This window comes from Alteromonas sp. 5NS40-0096 (assembly GCF_057544385.1).
Genome location: NZ_BAAJLQ010000003.1, coordinates 157,918 through 172,915, shown reverse-complemented (window position 1 = coordinate 172,915; position 14,998 = coordinate 157,918). Strand labels below are relative to the sequence as shown.

The following is a 14,998-nucleotide window of genomic DNA, read 5'->3' as shown; positions in this document are numbered from 1 at the left end:
GGAATGGAGTGTAGTAATAATGCCAAATAAAAATGATGGAACGACACATGTGGCCGAGTACGAATTGCTTCTCAAGTACATTCACCAACTGTCAAAGTACAAATACCGCATCACGCTATTGTCTATTTTTGGCGCAGCAGTGGTACTGGGGTTGTCACTATTGATAGAAGACCGCTTTTCAGCGCAGGCCACAGTCGCCATAAACTTTAGCGAATCACCAGGTGGTGTGCAGCCCAATAATTATCGTGGCGTTAACACCATAGGTGTACTCGAGTACGACTTTATCATCGATGGTATTCAAGAAAATGAGAGAGAACGTCTACTCGCTCGTATGGATTCGTTCGGTTACATCAGCAATTTTATTCTCGAACAAAATTTATTGCCATGGTTGTACGAAGACAATTGGGATGCGGCGAATGAAAAGTGGATAGACGGTATTCCACCAGATATGCGTGAGGCGGTAAAAAAGTTTAAAACTGAAACGCTGTACGTATTCACTGACAAAAAAACGGATTTACTGAATATTCGTATTACCTCAAAGTCAGCCGAATTTTCGACTGAACTCGCCAATACGTTTGTCCACTCATTTAATAGCTATTTGAGAATGTTAGATCTCAAAGAGATCAAAGACAGAAGAGAGTATTTGGAGCAACGGTTAAGTGAAATTAAAAATACCGAAATCCAACGCTCTATTTTTCGCTTACTCGAAACGCAGTTAGCAGCCGAGTCTCTCATCAATGCAAGGGCCAATTACCCACTGGAAATCATACAACCTGCCACTGTGCCCTTGTTTGAATCTTACCCAGCCCGTAAAAAGTGGGCCGCTATTACTTTAGTGTTGCTAGTGTTCCTGGGTAACGTGGGTGTCATTGCGATGAATGTTGTCTCAGCACTGCGGCGGGATCTACGAGAATACGCCGAACGTCATGAGCAAAAGCGATTAAATGCGCCGCAGCCATCTCAACAGCCGGGAGAATAAACCATGTTTAAATTTTTGACCCCGCTATTACAACCCGGTACTGGGGGGAAACGGTTCACATTTGCGATATTTTATTTACTTCTCATTGCCCCTCCTCGCGCATTCGATATCAAACACAACCAAGTTCGGATGAAAGGCGAACTGGCGAATTTACCGACCTTCATGATTGCTGCCATCGAATTAGTTGTGAGAGTCGCCATTATTTTACTTTTGGCAACGGGCATTGAGTCACAGTTAGGCGACGACAATTACGAAACCTATCGATTGGATATTTTTTTCAGCGTTGTTGTAGTACTGGGTAGCCTGCACAGTGTGAGTTACTACCTGGCATTTGCGTGGATGGCAGAGCGCTTTACATCAAAGACAACGAACAAATTTTATCGCCTCGCGAGAAATACCTGTTACTCGGCATTGCCCGGTTTTGCTGCCATTATCCCGGTATTGATTTTGCGTTGGGACCAAGAACTCCCACCTTATAACGATGGGTTCGCACTTCAGCTATACTTGTGGACAACAGCAGCAATGTTTGTCATTGGTGTAATCGAGTCTCTCTTTGTGCCGCACAAACCGATAGACGTAGTTAGCCATGAAAAAGTCGAGGCTCAAGCTTAATCCGGCAAAAGAGCGTATTCTCTGAGGTAAACGTAAATGGAGGTGACACGATAATGAGCCAAACTCCCCATGGGAATTCCGCCGTTTACTGGCAGCAGAATGTTTTGATCATTAAACCCTCGGGCATATTCAATTTAGAGGGCATTCGACATGTGGCACAAAAAGTAAACCAGTGCATCGAGCAGCGTCCCAAAGGGAAATGGGCTCGTTGCGTGGTATTTGAAGACACCACTACCATTGGTCCCATGGACAGCTTGCCCCTGGTAGTTGAACAATACAAAAAAAGTAAAGAAATAGGCTGTATTGCTGTTTTCTCAACGGGTGGTAGTGCGCTTAACCAACATAACATGCGTGAAGTTTGCGAAGGCGCAGAGATGCCCTATGAACATCACCCCAGCCTTGAATCGACTATTGTCGCTGCCGAAGCTCTCCTTCAAAGCCAAACCGACACTTAAGCCCTGATGGCGTCGCCCCAACAACTGTCACTTTTTGCGGATTTATCCGGAAATTGCGATTCTCGCCCCGAGCACGGCAAATTTCCAGAATAAACACACGAATAAGAATCATTATCAATAAAGAGTCAAAAAGTACAAGCTTTTATTTTGTTTGGTGTGAATTATTTATAGATTTCGACAGGAAATAATGAGTATACGGTGCATTTCTACCACCTTTTTGCGAGTAAATATGTCTCAACGACGTAAAATCAGGTAAAATCATTGGCCAATTTTTGCGAAATAACATTAGCCCCGAGAGATTTGTATGAGTTTGTATTCACAATACATGGAAGAGATTCAGGTCCGTAAGGCGGAACTTGGTCTTAGCCCCAAACCTATCGACAGTGCAGACCTTTTGTCTGAAATCATTGAGCAGATCAAAGATACTGGCAACGAGCACCGCGAAGATTCGCTTAACTTCTTCATTTACAACACGCTTCCCGGTACAACAAGTGCTGCAGGTGTAAAAGCGAAGTTTCTTAAAGACATCATTTTAGGTGACGCGTCAGTAGAAGAAATTTCTGTTGAGTTTGCATTTGAATTACTTTCTCACATGAAAGGTGGCCCTTCTGTAGAGGTATTGCTAGACCTAGCACTTTCAGACGATGCGACAGTTAATGCACCCGCAGCTGAAGTACTGAAAACCCAGGTATTCCTTTACGATGCTGACACGGCTCGCCTAGAAGACGCATTTAAATCAGGTAATGCCATAGCAAAAGACATTCTTGAAAGCTACGCGAAAGCCGAGTTCTTCACTAAGCTACCTGACATCGAAGAAAAGATTGACGTTGTGACTTATATCGCTGCAGAGGGTGATATCTCAACGGACCTTTTGTCTCCGGGCAATCAAGCTCACTCTCGTGCAGACCGTGAACTTCACGGTAAATGTATGATCACGCCAGAAGCGCAGCAGGAAATTGTTGAACTAGGCAAAAAACACCCGAACGCTAAAGTCATGCTTATCGCTGAGAAAGGCACTATGGGTGTAGGCTCGTCTCGTATGTCGGGTGTTAACAACGTAGCGCTTTGGGCAGGTAAGCAAGCTAGCCCATATGTGCCGTTCATCAACATTGCGCCTGTTGTAGCAGGTACCAATGGTATTGCCCCCATTTTCTTAACAACCGTTGGCGTAACCGGTGGTATCGGTCTTGACCTGAAAAACTGGGTTAAGAAAACCGATGAAAATGGTGAAGTAGTACGTGACGCAAACGGCGACCCGGTATTAGAAGAAGCGTATTCTGTTGCCACGGGCACAGTGCTGACAATCGACACCAAAGCGAAGAAACTATACAACGGCAGCGAAGAGCTAGCTGACGTTTCTGACGCCTTTACACCACAGAAAGTTGAATTCATGAAAGCTGGCGGTTCATACGCAGTAGTTTTCGGTAAGAAACTTCAAACTTTCGCCGCTGAAACACTCGGTATTGATGCGCCACAAGTTTACGCACCTTCGAAAGAAATCTCTGTAGATGGCCAAGGCCTAACTGCTGTTGAGAAAATCTTCAACCGCAACGCGGTTGGTGTTTCCTCTGACGCACCACTACACGCAGGCTCTGACGTACGTGTCAAAGTTAACATCGTTGGTTCTCAAGACACAACTGGCCCAATGACATGTCAGGAATTAGAAGCGATGGCCGCTTCTACTATCTCGACCAGTGTTGACGGTGCTTACCAATCAGGTTGTCACACGGCATCAGTGTGGGATAAAAAGGCGCAAGCAAATATTCCTAAATTAATGTCATTTATGAATGACTTTGGTGTTATCACTGCACGCGATCCTAAGGGTGTTTACCACTCAATGACTGACGTTATTCACAAAGTGTTGAACGATATCACTATTGACGATCGAGCGATCATTATTGGTGGTGACTCACACACTCGTATGTCAAAGGGTATCGCATTCGGTGCTGACTCAGGTACGGTTGCACTAGCATTGGCAACAGGTGAAGCAGCGATGCCTATTCCTGAGTCAGTAAAAGTAACGTTCAAAGGCAGCATGAAAGAGCACATGGATTTCCGTGATGTAGTTCATGCTACACAAGCGCAAATGCTTAAAGAATTTGCTGGCGAAAACGTCTTCCAAGGTCGCGTTATCGAAGTGCAAATCGGTACCCTCCTTGCTGACCAAGCGTTCACCTTCACTGACTGGACGGCAGAAATGAAGGCGAAAGCGTCAATCTGTATCTCAAATGATGAGACGATGATTGCTTCCCTTGAACTGGCTAAGAGCCGTATCCAAATCATGATCGATAAGGGTATGGATAATGAAGCTAACATGCTTCAAGGCCTAATCACTCTTGCTGATGAGCGTATTGCAGGCATTAAGTCTGGTGAAACTCCAGCGCTTGCACCAGACAACAATGCGAACTATTACGCTGAGTTGGTTGTCGATCTGGATCAGATTGAAGAGCCAATGATTGCTGACCCTGATGTTAACAACGAAGACGTGTCTAAGCGTTATACGCATGACGTTATCCGTCCGGTATCATACTACGATGGTAAGTCTGTTGATTTGGGCTTCGTCGGCTCATGTATGGTTCACAAAGGCGACATGCAAATTATCGCACAAATGCTTCGCAACCTTGAAAAACTCAATGGTTCAGTAGAGTTCAAAGCGCCTCTTGTTGTGGCTCCACCTACATACAACATTGTTGACGAATTGAAAGCGGAAGGCGATTGGGAAGTATTAGCCAAATACGCAGGCTTCCAGTTTGACGATGACAAGCCAAAAGAAGCGGCACGTACTAAGTATGAGAATATTCTTTACCTAGAACGCCCAGGATGTAACCTATGTATGGGTAACCAAGAAAAAGCAGAACCTGGTGATACGGTTATTGCAACATCTACCCGTTTGTTCCAAGGTCGTGTTGTTGCTGACTCTGAAGAGAAAAAAGGTGAGTCACTTCTTGGTTCTACGCCGCTAGTGGTTCTTTCAACGGTATTGGGTCGCTTCCCAACAGTTGAAGAATACAAAGCTGCAGTTGAGGGGATCGACCTTACTAAGTTTGCTCCACCTTCTGAAGATTTGGCAGTAAAGCCAAAGTTTGAAGCAAACGTTGCAGTTAAGCGCATATAATTATTCCTAAAGAATAAACGAAAAGCCTCAACTTCGGTTGGGGCTTTTTTTTAGACAAAAAGAAAAGCCAGCGTATTTGGCTGGCTTTTATCTGAACGCTTCAACAAACGTATTATCTAGACCATCAGACTGAGCGCCTCAATTAACGGCGGATTCTCAGTTTCGATAACCTCAATCATTTGTTTGTGTAATCGCTTCTTATGCTCTGAGAAGATACCTCGTTTCTTGTCAAAACCCGAGGCGTATTCAATCGCTTTATCCAACACCTCATTTGCGCCATCGACCGCTTCCACCACAATATGTTCTTGTTCTAGCTCCCTCCCCCCGGCTCGTCTGCCACTGAGTTTCATCTCATTAAACCGGTGATACGGCAGAGCCTTTTTCACAAATGCAATTTGGCCCGGAAGAAACGGGATAGATAAGTCGACTTCGGGAAAACAGAAAAAACCTTTGTCAGCGCGCATAAACCGAAAATCGCAAGCACAAGCCATGATCGCCCCATTGCCAAATGCATGGCCGTTAATCGCAGCAATGACTGGCATAGGGAACAGCAGTAAGGCCTTAAATACCTCATCCATGTCATACATAAAATGCTTCACTTCATCAAAGTGTTGAGCCTGCATAGCGGGCATTAACCAGTCAGTATCAATACCCAAGCTCCAGCTTTTTTCATCATTCGACGCTATCACTAACGCTTTGTATGACTCATCCGCTTTAATTTCCTCTAATCTCACTAACATTTCTTTTGCGAAAATCGGATTGTGGCGATTCTCTGTATTGCTCATCGTCAAGACTGCAACACTGCCTTTGCGACTCAGTGTGGTTACCGCCATAATTACTGCTCCTTATCGTTGATTCTGAAAAAGTGATCAATATCTTTGGCAACGTCAACATCATCAGCAAACCACGGGTGTAACTTCATCATAATACTAATGTGGCTCACCTCGTCCCCGTATAAGATATTTTCGACGTCTTGGTCTGCACGCGTTAGATCCGCAAACAAAGTCTCTTGATTGAACTGTCCTACTGCACTGTCACCCGTACTGTGAATCAGCAGCATTGGGGGCTCATCGCCATTGACGTGGGTCGACGCCTTCATCGTTTCAAAGTTAGCTTCACCAAATGTGTCTATGTATTGCTGCCACTTAGGCGTGAAATTGTAGGGGCCTGCAATGCCGGCAAAACCACGGATATTCCTCGGCGTCATTCCCACTTTCGCCAGATAACGCGCGTCGGTACTGAGTAATGCACCTGTGTGTGCGCCAGCTGAATGGCCAGACAGGAACAGGCGATTTGGGTCGCCGCCAAATCGAGCAATATTGCTTTTCACCCAAGCCAACGTTTGCGCGCCATCTTCGATAAACGCAGGGAATCTCCCCTCAGGATATTTCGTGTAATCCGGAACGACAACAACATACCCACGACGAACAAAGGCATCGGCAGCAAAGTAATAAAGATCTTTGTTTCCCCAGTACCAAGCACCACCGTGAATAAAGACAATGACAGGCGCTAGAGCTTGTGAGTGTTGTGCGGGGTAGACGTCCAACTTTTGCCAGGGCTCATTGCCAAATGCGATATCGCTATCAACATCAATGGGTTGAGAAATTTTCAGCGCGGTGTTGAGCACCGTCATGCCTAAGACACGAATATCGCCAAAAACGAAAAACGCGCCTCCTAATACAAGTGAAATACCTATCAGTAAGTATTTTTTCACAGTAAGAAACCCTAGCATTGTTTCAAAAAAGCACAGTGTGCCCCAGAACCCCAAGTTGAGTCACATTTTCTTACGTGATACTTAGATATTAAAGCGTGTTGGTCACCACTATCTTGTCATGCTTTGGGATCCGTTACGAATCGCGCCAGTATCTTGCACTTTTTGATACAAAAATTGGGTCAGTGCCAAACGACTATCGAACACCTCCATTTGACTCCAGTTAATTGGCTCACCAATATCAAATTCCACGGCTGAGTGGAACTTATTGAGGGCTTCATTGACCAGTAGTGCCATTCGCAGCGGAAGCGCAATGTGTGAGGCGACATGGAACAAACGACTATTCTGCCCGTGGAAAAACACCGGCACCACGGTCGCATGCGTGTCTCTAACGAGTTTTGCAGTAAACGTACTCCACGGGCCGTCAACCACTCGTCCGAAACCTCGTCTATCTGCAGTCGACACCATTCCTGAAGGAAAAACAATAATCGGGATATCTTGTTCTAAACAGGCCTTCGCTACTTTTTTAGAGCGAATATTCGTCTTCATTGCCTGCCTATCATTGCTAAAATCAATAGGCAAAAAATAGGGAGCAAGATCTTTATCCTGACACAGTAGAGCATTGATCAAAATGCGAAACTCTCCCCGAGTTTTTGCCGCAAGCTCGCACAGAATTAAGCCATCGACCACACCAAAGGGATGATTCGCAACAAAGACTAATGGGCCGGAACGAGGGATGCGGTCGAGCTGAGTAGATGGGTAAAATCTATGAATTTTCGCCAAGTTCAGGGCGTCAGTGAAAAAATCTTCAACAGAAAAAGGCGACTGCTTGAGTTCGTTGTAAATGCCTTCCAACTTTTTGCGGCCCAATATGACTTCCAACGTCGAGACAAACGTTCGAATCAGCCAAGGATCATGGGGCTCTACGTAGGTAATTCGCGGATTGTCACGCAAATACGGCGCGGCGACAAAACTATCAGACATGTTCACACTCTATTTTAAAGTCACACCACACTGGGCCACTGTATCACTAGAGCGTGTTTGAGTGACAATATTATTACAGCACCACTCACTATTCTGACGTCAAATTGTGATACGGTAACCTTACGCTAAAATACACAAACCAAAAAGCAAGGGGACCCTCATCCGTATTCATCAATTGATTCCGTCTGTCCGCCCTATTGTTTTTTGGCCCCCGTTCACCTTGCTATTCGTCGCCATGATATTAAGTTTCGTCAATCTAGAGCAGTACCTCTCCACTGTGACGGCAATCAATACTTGGATACTGGCAACCTTTTCATGGCTCTTTAGTTATTCCACCTTTGCATTGTTGATGAGTCTCTTCATTGTTCTGGTTTCACCTTTGGGAAAAGTTCGGATAGGTGGAGAACATGCCAAGCCCCTATTGACCAAATGGCGTTGGTTCTCAATTACACTATGCACCACCATTGCAACAGGCATATTATTCTGGTCGTCGGCTGAACCTCTGTATCATATGTACTCGCCGCCGCCCTCGCTGGCTATTGAGAGTAATTCACCACAAGCACAGCAATTTGCCATGGCGACGATGTTTATGCACTGGTCGTTCACGCCCTATGCCATATATTGTGTGCCAGCTCTCGTCTTTGCTCTGTGTTTTTACAACCTGAAAAAGCCTTTCTCTATCAGTGCATCATTGAGCTTGTTAGTCGGCGATCGTATTTTTGGAAAACCCGCTCAGTTGATCGATGGTATCGCTCTGTTTGCGCTTGTTGCTGGCATGGCCGCGTCACTCGGCACAGGTATCTTGATATTGGGTGGCGGCATTGCCTCATTCACCGGCATCGATAATTCTACGTTTTTGATGGCCGGTGTAGCGCTTGCTATCGTTGCGACCTTTGTTCTGTCAGCGGTGAGTGGTTTAAAAAAGGGCATCGCCCGACTTTCGAATATCAACGCCCAAGTGTTTATTTCGATATTCTTTTTCGTCATGCTGTTTGGCCCAACGCGGGAAGTCATTACCGCTGGGCAAGAAGGATTAGTCGCCTATTTGGATTCATTTGTCTCAAGGAGCTTAGATACCTACGTCGCAAAAGACGACGGCTGGTCGCAAGATTGGACGGTATTTTACTGGGCAAATTGGTACGCTTGGGCTCCTGTTACCGCTCTGTTTTTAGGGAAAATTTCCGTCGGTTACACCGTCAGAGCTTTCATTGCGATTAATTTGATAATACCAGCTATTGCGGGAATAGTGTGGATGACGGCATTTTCAGGCACGACATTATATATAGACCAGCTGCTCAATGGCGCCTTGTACCAGCAACTTCAAACCGCGGGGCCAGAGTCCGTGATCTATTCTGTATTTGACTCACTTCCCTTTTCGGAGCTTATTGCTGCGGTATTTATTGTGGTGACCTTCATTTCGTTTGTTACCGCAGCAGACTCCAATACCGATGTCATTAGTCAGCTTTGTCAAAATGATAGAGAAACACAAACGTCTGCCAGTTCTACATCGTTGAAATACATATGGGGTGCGAGTATCGGCATCATTGCCTGGGTTATGGTTAGCTATGCCAGCATAGAAGGTGTGAAGATGATGTCTAACTTAGGTGGGTTACCCGCTATGTTTATTATCATTGGGGCAAATGTCGGACTACTGATACTCGTTGTAACAAAACTGCGCGGTGGGACATTTGAGCCTCATCAATCTGCTTATAAAGATCAATCTAATTCCCGCTCTCAAACGTAAATAATAAGTATTGGAACTAGTTTATAACGTAAAGTTATGCGATATTTTGTACATAATGCAAGCTGAGTGGCCGGACTAGGCCCTTTAACACGCGATTATGATATCTGAACTGACAGCGCCTCGACGCGCAATGACAACAGGATTCTTAGCTTGGCTACTGATGCTAGGAAGCGTGCCCCCTGCGTTTGCAAAAATCGACGATATCCTATTCCATCCGCGCCTCGACGTGACCTACGACAATCAAACTGTCGGATTATCTCTCACTGGGCATGCCAAACGAAAAATCATGTTTTTCCCGGTTTACTCCGTCGCCCACTACGTCAACCCTAACGACATTGTTGCGCCGGACGGTGACGTGTATGAGGCCATAATGGCTTCTCCAAGCCCAAAACAAATATCGATTGTCTTTGACCGAGATTTAGACGCTGAAAAAGTTCAAAAAACACTGACGAAAGGCGTAAATAAAAATTGCGTTGGCGACGAGTTTTCGCAAGTAAGCGCAGCGTTAGATCAGTTTAAACAGCTTATTAACCAGGACGTAAAGCGCAATGATCTGTTCGTTTTACGTTGGTTACCTGATGGACGACTATTGTCCATCTACGAAGGCGAGGTTGTCGGTGAGGTTCAAAGTCCTCTGTTGTCGCGATTACTCTGGTCAATATGGCTTGGCGATCACGCCGTAGTCGATCGAGAAAAGATGATTGCTAACCTGAGTGCACCTGCCGCAACACAATCAAAACAATAAAAACAAAGGGCTCCAATAGTCAATGAAAGTAGTAAAAGGAAAAGTCAATGTTGGTCGGTTTGAAGTACCTTATCGCATCTACGGTGAGGCACAAGAAACGATCATATGCGTAAGTGGCGCCAAACAAACTATGGCGGCATGGAGAAGCTTTGTTAGCCGTTTTGTAGAGCAGTACTCTGTTGTTGTATTCGACTTACCCGGTCAAGGTCGAGCCAAGGTGTTATCTGGAGATCCTGCGATTGGATTCGATGAACAACAAGAAGTGCTTGTTCGAGTGATTTCTGAAACGAATCGCAACGGCAAAGTCACTATCGCTGCTGCATCCTGGGGAACCATAGTATCAGCCGCTGTTGCGGCAAAACATCCGGAAATGATCGATAAGCTGATGCTCGGTAGCTTTGGTGTCAAACCGAACAGAGAGATCCTCGGCGTCATTCACGCCGGAAAATCCCTGTTTGAAGAAGGCCGAACCGAGGATATCGCACCATTAATGATACAAAGTTTTGGGCAATTCATTCCCGAATCGCAAAAACGGCAAATCGTTGAACAATTCAGTACCATGACCCATGAAGAGTTCTTGAGTTTCTATGCACATTGCATGTTTGTAGAGCAAACCGAAGACTTAGAAGAGCATATTGATCTATCAAAAATTACCGCTAAAACGCTAATTATGAATGGTGAATTCGATATGATTTTGGACCATGAACAAATTCGGGCGGTTTCTGATCGGATCCCAAATTGTGTGTTCAAATTGATCCCGGAGGTAGGCCATTTCCTGCACTGGGAACGCCCAGAGCTATTGAATACCTATAGCGACTTTTTGTCTGCCTAGTTTACCTATTGGGGCGGACAAAGTCCGGCCCCACTTTGTCAATACAGCGAAATTCAAACGGTATCGGTCGCCCTTTTCCTTGTCCACTGACCCGAATCGATCTGCCTAGACGTCACCAGTTCTCGTCCTACAAAGATGCGATCCCTATCGTAGCGTCTTCTTCCTTTTCAACCACCAAATCTAATCGTTCAATTGCGTTTAGTTTTAAAATTCGCAATGCATTTTGCAAAATCCCATGGCACCAAAAACAATTTAATCAATGAAATCATACAGTTATATTTTGGCACATTATTGGCAACTTCTCAGTTTTAATGGAGGAGAAGCATGATGAAAGTGAGCAAAACCTTGTTTACCGTATTTTTCACAACTTTGATGATGACCAACGCTCATGGGGCGCTCATTTTCACGTTATCGGCACCGGAGGAGCAATACGCGTCAACCACATCGCCCACGATAGTAGAAACGTTCGATGATTGGCAATCTGGTAAATTTACTGGCACCAAAACCAATGCATTTGGCACCTATGAAGCAACTCGAGGTAAGGTCAAAATCAATAGCGCGAATAAATGGGGAGGGTCCGGTGGTTCAGGTAAATACCTATTTATTCCGAGAGGCGGCAATGAAATGACCCTGACTTTCACACAACCTGTCGGTTATTTTGGTTTTTGGTGGAGTGCTGGAGACGGAGGCAATCGCCTTGGCGTAAAAACTCGGACTCAAGATTTTGAGTTCTCAACGAGCGATATCCTCAATTCGCCATCTTTGACTGCGGCACACTACGGCAATCCATCGTGGGGCAATCCAAGTTCTCCTGCTCAGTATCACGCCAATTGGGAACCGTTTGCTTTCGTTAACCTGTTCGCCGATACACGCCTCGACGAGATTGAATCCATTCGCTTTTATGGCAGCAACTTTGAAAGTGATAATCACACGGTCATTAGACAACTTATTAGACCGACAGGTGCACGGATCGCTCAGTTTGGCGTAACCGCCGTACCCTCGCCGGCATCCTTTAGTCTACTGGCGATGGCACTAGCGTTCTTAGTCATAAGACGCCGTAAACAATAGACATAAAAAAAGCAGGCTTAAGCCTGCTTTTCTCTTTAATGTGTAGTTACCACAAAATGTACAAACCAAAAGCGAGTAATCCAATTGAAGCAACCGTATAAAAAGTATGGAACATAACGCCGAACCCGGGAATCGGTACCTTTTGTGTATAGTCGGTGCCAATTTGCCACCCGGCTAATAGCGAGTTTACCATCGCAATAACAAGGGTTACTGACGCAAACACTTTGAACCATGTCGCTGTATGGAAGGCTGACCAAGTAGCATAATCTATGCTGTCCATTGATAAAATAGAGCCAATGTAAACGCCCGCAAAAACAAAGATCAATACATTGCTAAAACGTTGGAACAACCACTCTCTTACACCATTGCGTTTTGTTGTCATGATCTTATCCCCATACCCAAAATGCGGTTAGTATGCTCAGCACAATACCTAATCCCAGTGCCACTTGTGATATTAAGCGGCCACCTTCCAAGGTTTCAAAAAAACCAAACTCTTGAATAATATGCTTGAGGCCACCACACACGTAATAACCAAGAGCTGTTAAAAAGCCCCACGCGAAAAACTGTGCAATAACATTATTTGACAGCATCGCTTGTACATTTTGCAAACCCTGCGCATTGGATAGCGAAACGTAGAGTGTTGGAAGAAAATAAAACAACCCAACCCAGATAACAACCGCACTAATTCGGTGTAAAATCGATGCCAATCCCATTACTGGGAGCTTGATCGTAGCCAGGTCTAAATTTTTAGGCCGATTTCGGTTCATTCACAACTCCTTACATCTGACAGCTCAACGAAAAAAGCGATAAGAGCTATTAAAAATTTGCTCTATTCTAATTTGCTAACGCCCACAACTCAAACGGTAATCAGTATCAATCCTTTGAATACACAATGAATTAGCGTGCTAAAATGCAGATTGATTATTGATACTAAAACGTCACTGTGAATGGTTTACTATAATAGTGGCTTCTCGCAAACTGAATAAGAGTAAATGATAGAGTTAGAACCTAGTGCTCGTCGCTATTCAAATCAAGGTGAACCATCACTCACTCACCTGCCTAGATGGGGAATGAGTTTATCGTCTCAGCACTATCACTATCATTTGTATCCCCCAAAACGTCATCGCTTTCATTGCAAAATTGATAAGTTCGTCCTGCTTCATACCTTTTCTCATGGTAAGGGCTTGTTGACTGCGGATCATCGACAAACCCGTAAGCAAGAAATTGAGGCGCACAGTACTTTTTTGTTTCCAGCCAATCAGTATTTTCATATCGACTTTGATGATCCACCAGAGTACATCGCAATAGGTATCGAACTCGACGTTGCCCCAACGGCCTTGGTAGTAGATGTACTGACAATTGCGCCAGAGGTAGGCATCAATACGCTGTTTAGCGAACTTAGACGCAGCCTATTAGCTGATACCGCAGTGGATTTATTGTATCTCGATGCGTTGTCGAAGGCTCTTGTCCAGAGAGTGGGTTTATGTGAAGCCAGTATGCCAGGCAAAACTGTTCAGGGAGCAGAAACCTTGACGCTCGATACCGTACAAACTATCAAACACTATGTTGACCAACACATTGGTGAAGAACTGAAAGTAAATCGATTGGCCGATATCGCAGGATTCAGTCGCTCGCACTTTTCCCGTGCTTTTACGAACAGTGTTGGCGTCTCCCCGCAACGTTTTGTTTTACTGAGAAGAGTGAGCTTAGTCCGCCATTATTTATCTATGACTTCATTACCGATAACAGACATTGCGAATTTGACCGGGTTTTCGAGTTTGCCTCACTTGTCTGTGGCCTTCAAAAAAGAAATGATGCTTTCCCCCAGACACTATCGAGAGCGATTTACAACTCGAGCCTAGGCTTTAGAAAATCCATGAATGCCAAAATGCGAGACGATACAGCACTATTTTTATAATACACGGCATGAACCGCCTCTCGCGTATTAGGTGTAACCACTGAACCGGGCAGAATCTCGACGAGGTCCCCGCGGCGGATGTCTTGATAACACATAAAGCGCGACATCAATGCAATACCTTGACCACACAAACACAGTTGTCTAATTGTCTCGCCGCTACTCGCTTGCAGTGCAAAAGTCAGGTCACACGCCTCGCTTAATGGCCAACGATTTAATTTCGATCTACCACTGAAACCAATCAGTTGATGCTGCATCAAGTCCGAGACTCTGGTTATCGAAGGGTTTGTATCGAGATAGCTTGGACTGCAGACTAACATCAGCCGACTGCGTCCGAGCAGTTTGTAATGTAAATTTGAATCTTTTAAATCACCAATTCTTATGGCGATATCGGTTTTATGTTCGAGCAAATCGATAATCCCTTCGTGGGAGGTAATATCTAGCCTGATATCAGGATACTGCTGAGAAAATGCCCCAACATGAGGTGCTATTTGATGGAAAACAAACGGGCTCGCTGCATCGACTCTAAGCAAACCTGATGGCGCGGTATGCATCGAACGGAGGCACTCCTCTCCCCGTTCAATCGCGTTCATTCCCTCTCTGACATGCGCTAAGAATATTGATCCTTCTTGCGTTAACTCAACTCGCCTAGTGGTGCGGTTGATCACACTAACGCCAAGACTGGCCTCTAACCTTGCAATGGAGCGAGAAACACGTGCCACTTGCACTCCACGCAATTCCGCCGCGGCAGAAAAGCCCCCCGCATCGACAACCGCAATAAAGTTTTCTAGATCTTCTGTTTTTGAACGAACTGGCATCACTTTCTCATTTTCAACAA

Annotated in this window: 15 protein-coding genes; 9 read left to right on the top strand and 6 right to left on the bottom strand. The window is 45.1% G+C overall.

Annotated elements, in window-relative coordinates:
• Window positions 1-19 precede the first annotated feature (19 nt).
• The 4 genes from AC27G9_RS10695 (at window position 20) to AC27G9_RS10680 (ending at window position 5,161) form a co-directional block, all read left to right on the top strand.
• Window positions 20-979: a hypothetical protein gene (locus AC27G9_RS10695; RefSeq protein ID WP_487073970.1), complete on the top strand. Its 960-nt coding sequence runs from the start codon at window positions 20-22 to the stop codon at window positions 977-979.
• 3 nt (window positions 980-982) lie between these two features.
• On the top strand, window positions 983-1,591 hold the full coding sequence (locus tag AC27G9_RS10690) for a hypothetical protein (protein WP_487073968.1): 609 nt from the start codon (window positions 983-985) through the stop codon (window positions 1,589-1,591).
• A 53-nt stretch (window positions 1,592-1,644) separates the two neighbouring features.
• Window positions 1,645-2,046 (top strand): hypothetical protein, encoded by a 402-nt coding sequence (locus tag AC27G9_RS10685; protein WP_487073966.1) that lies wholly within the window; start codon window positions 1,645-1,647, stop codon window positions 2,044-2,046.
• 304 nt (window positions 2,047-2,350) lie between these two features.
• Window positions 2,351-5,161, top strand: coding sequence for a bifunctional aconitate hydratase 2/2-methylisocitrate dehydratase (locus tag AC27G9_RS10680; RefSeq protein ID WP_487073964.1), 2,811 nt, complete (start codon window positions 2,351-2,353; stop codon window positions 5,159-5,161).
• 116 nt (window positions 5,162-5,277) lie between these two features.
• Here AC27G9_RS10680 and AC27G9_RS10675 read toward each other — a convergent pair whose 3' ends face one another.
• The 3 genes from AC27G9_RS10675 to AC27G9_RS10665 all read right to left on the bottom strand — a co-directional run bounded on the left by AC27G9_RS10675 (window position 5,278) and on the right by AC27G9_RS10665 (window position 7,856).
• On the bottom strand, window positions 5,278-5,994 hold the full coding sequence (locus AC27G9_RS10675; protein WP_487073962.1) for an enoyl-CoA hydratase/isomerase family protein: 717 nt from the start codon (window positions 5,992-5,994) through the stop codon (window positions 5,278-5,280).
• Between the two features lie 2 nt (window positions 5,995-5,996).
• A complete protein-coding gene (locus AC27G9_RS10670; RefSeq protein ID WP_487073960.1) occupies window positions 5,997-6,875 on the bottom strand; it encodes an alpha/beta hydrolase in 879 nt (292 codons plus the stop codon).
• 108 nt (window positions 6,876-6,983) lie between these two features.
• A complete protein-coding gene (locus AC27G9_RS10665; protein ID WP_487073958.1) occupies window positions 6,984-7,856 on the bottom strand; it encodes a lysophospholipid acyltransferase family protein in 873 nt (290 codons plus the stop codon).
• Between the two features lie 175 nt (window positions 7,857-8,031).
• Here AC27G9_RS10665 and AC27G9_RS10660 point away from each other — a divergent pair, with 175 nt between their 5' ends.
• From AC27G9_RS10660 to AC27G9_RS10645, 4 genes are all read left to right on the top strand, one after another.
• On the top strand, window positions 8,032-9,600 hold the full coding sequence (locus AC27G9_RS10660) for a BCCT family transporter (RefSeq protein ID WP_487073956.1): 1,569 nt from the start codon (window positions 8,032-8,034) through the stop codon (window positions 9,598-9,600).
• Window positions 9,601-9,730: 130 nt separating this feature from the next.
• The gene (locus AC27G9_RS10655) at window positions 9,731-10,345 is read left to right on the top strand and encodes a chalcone isomerase family protein (protein ID WP_487073954.1); all 615 of its coding nucleotides are present in this window, start codon (window positions 9,731-9,733) and stop codon (window positions 10,343-10,345) included.
• Between the two features lie 22 nt (window positions 10,346-10,367).
• The gene (locus AC27G9_RS10650) at window positions 10,368-11,177 is read left to right on the top strand and encodes an alpha/beta fold hydrolase (protein WP_487073952.1); all 810 of its coding nucleotides are present in this window, start codon (window positions 10,368-10,370) and stop codon (window positions 11,175-11,177) included.
• Window positions 11,178-11,501: 324 nt separating this feature from the next.
• Complete coding sequence (locus AC27G9_RS10645) at window positions 11,502-12,245, top strand: PEP-CTERM sorting domain-containing protein (protein WP_487073950.1); 744 nt, start codon at window positions 11,502-11,504, stop codon at window positions 12,243-12,245.
• Window positions 12,246-12,291: 46 nt separating this feature from the next.
• Here the strand turns inward: AC27G9_RS10645 and sdhD are convergent, their stop codons facing one another.
• Together sdhD and sdhC are read right to left on the bottom strand one after the other, a co-directional pair.
• Window positions 12,292-12,627 carry a succinate dehydrogenase, hydrophobic membrane anchor protein gene (gene sdhD, locus AC27G9_RS10640; RefSeq protein WP_487073948.1) on the bottom strand — a complete coding sequence of 112 codons (336 nt, stop codon included), beginning with the start codon at window positions 12,625-12,627 and terminating at the stop codon, window positions 12,292-12,294.
• Between the two features lie 4 nt (window positions 12,628-12,631).
• A complete protein-coding gene (sdhC, locus tag AC27G9_RS10635) occupies window positions 12,632-13,012 on the bottom strand; it encodes a succinate dehydrogenase, cytochrome b556 subunit (protein ID WP_487073946.1) in 381 nt (126 codons plus the stop codon).
• A gap of 225 nt (window positions 13,013-13,237) precedes the next feature.
• Here sdhC and AC27G9_RS10630 point away from each other — a divergent pair, with 225 nt between their 5' ends.
• Complete coding sequence (locus tag AC27G9_RS10630) at window positions 13,238-14,107, top strand: helix-turn-helix domain-containing protein (protein WP_487073944.1); 870 nt, start codon at window positions 13,238-13,240, stop codon at window positions 14,105-14,107.
• Here the strand turns inward: AC27G9_RS10630 and AC27G9_RS10625 are convergent.
• On the bottom strand, window positions 14,091-14,978 hold the full coding sequence (locus tag AC27G9_RS10625) for a LysR family transcriptional regulator (RefSeq protein WP_487073942.1): 888 nt from the start codon (window positions 14,976-14,978) through the stop codon (window positions 14,091-14,093). The genes AC27G9_RS10630 and AC27G9_RS10625 overlap by 17 nt on opposite strands.
• Window positions 14,979-14,998: the final 20 nt, after the last annotated feature.

What these genes read in the sequence shown, in the direction of transcription:
- AC27G9_RS10625 (WP_487073942.1), bottom strand. Translation starts at nt 14,978, where the DNA reads ATGCCAGTTCGTTCAAAAACAGAAGATCTAGAAAACTTTATTGCGGTT.
- AC27G9_RS10650 (WP_487073952.1), top strand. Translation starts at nt 10,368, where the DNA reads ATGAAAGTAGTAAAAGGAAAAGTCAATGTTGGTCGGTTTGAAGTACCT.
- sdhD (WP_487073948.1), bottom strand. Translation starts at nt 12,627, where the DNA reads ATGACAACAAAACGCAATGGTGTAAGAGAGTGGTTGTTCCAACGTTTT.
- sdhC (WP_487073946.1), bottom strand. Translation starts at nt 13,012, where the DNA reads ATGAACCGAAATCGGCCTAAAAATTTAGACCTGGCTACGATCAAGCTC.
- AC27G9_RS10680 (WP_487073964.1), top strand. Translation starts at nt 2,351, where the DNA reads ATGAGTTTGTATTCACAATACATGGAAGAGATTCAGGTCCGTAAGGCG.
- AC27G9_RS10675 (WP_487073962.1), bottom strand. Translation starts at nt 5,994, where the DNA reads ATGGCGGTAACCACACTGAGTCGCAAAGGCAGTGTTGCAGTCTTGACG.
- AC27G9_RS10690 (WP_487073968.1), top strand. Translation starts at nt 983, where the DNA reads ATGTTTAAATTTTTGACCCCGCTATTACAACCCGGTACTGGGGGGAAA.
- AC27G9_RS10645 (WP_487073950.1), top strand. Translation starts at nt 11,502, where the DNA reads ATGATGAAAGTGAGCAAAACCTTGTTTACCGTATTTTTCACAACTTTG.
- AC27G9_RS10665 (WP_487073958.1), bottom strand. Translation starts at nt 7,856, where the DNA reads ATGTCTGATAGTTTTGTCGCCGCGCCGTATTTGCGTGACAATCCGCGA.
- AC27G9_RS10630 (WP_487073944.1), top strand. Translation starts at nt 13,238, where the DNA reads ATGATAGAGTTAGAACCTAGTGCTCGTCGCTATTCAAATCAAGGTGAA.
- AC27G9_RS10695 (WP_487073970.1), top strand. Translation starts at nt 20, where the DNA reads ATGCCAAATAAAAATGATGGAACGACACATGTGGCCGAGTACGAATTG.
- AC27G9_RS10655 (WP_487073954.1), top strand. Translation starts at nt 9,731, where the DNA reads ATGACAACAGGATTCTTAGCTTGGCTACTGATGCTAGGAAGCGTGCCC.
- AC27G9_RS10685 (WP_487073966.1), top strand. Translation starts at nt 1,645, where the DNA reads ATGAGCCAAACTCCCCATGGGAATTCCGCCGTTTACTGGCAGCAGAAT.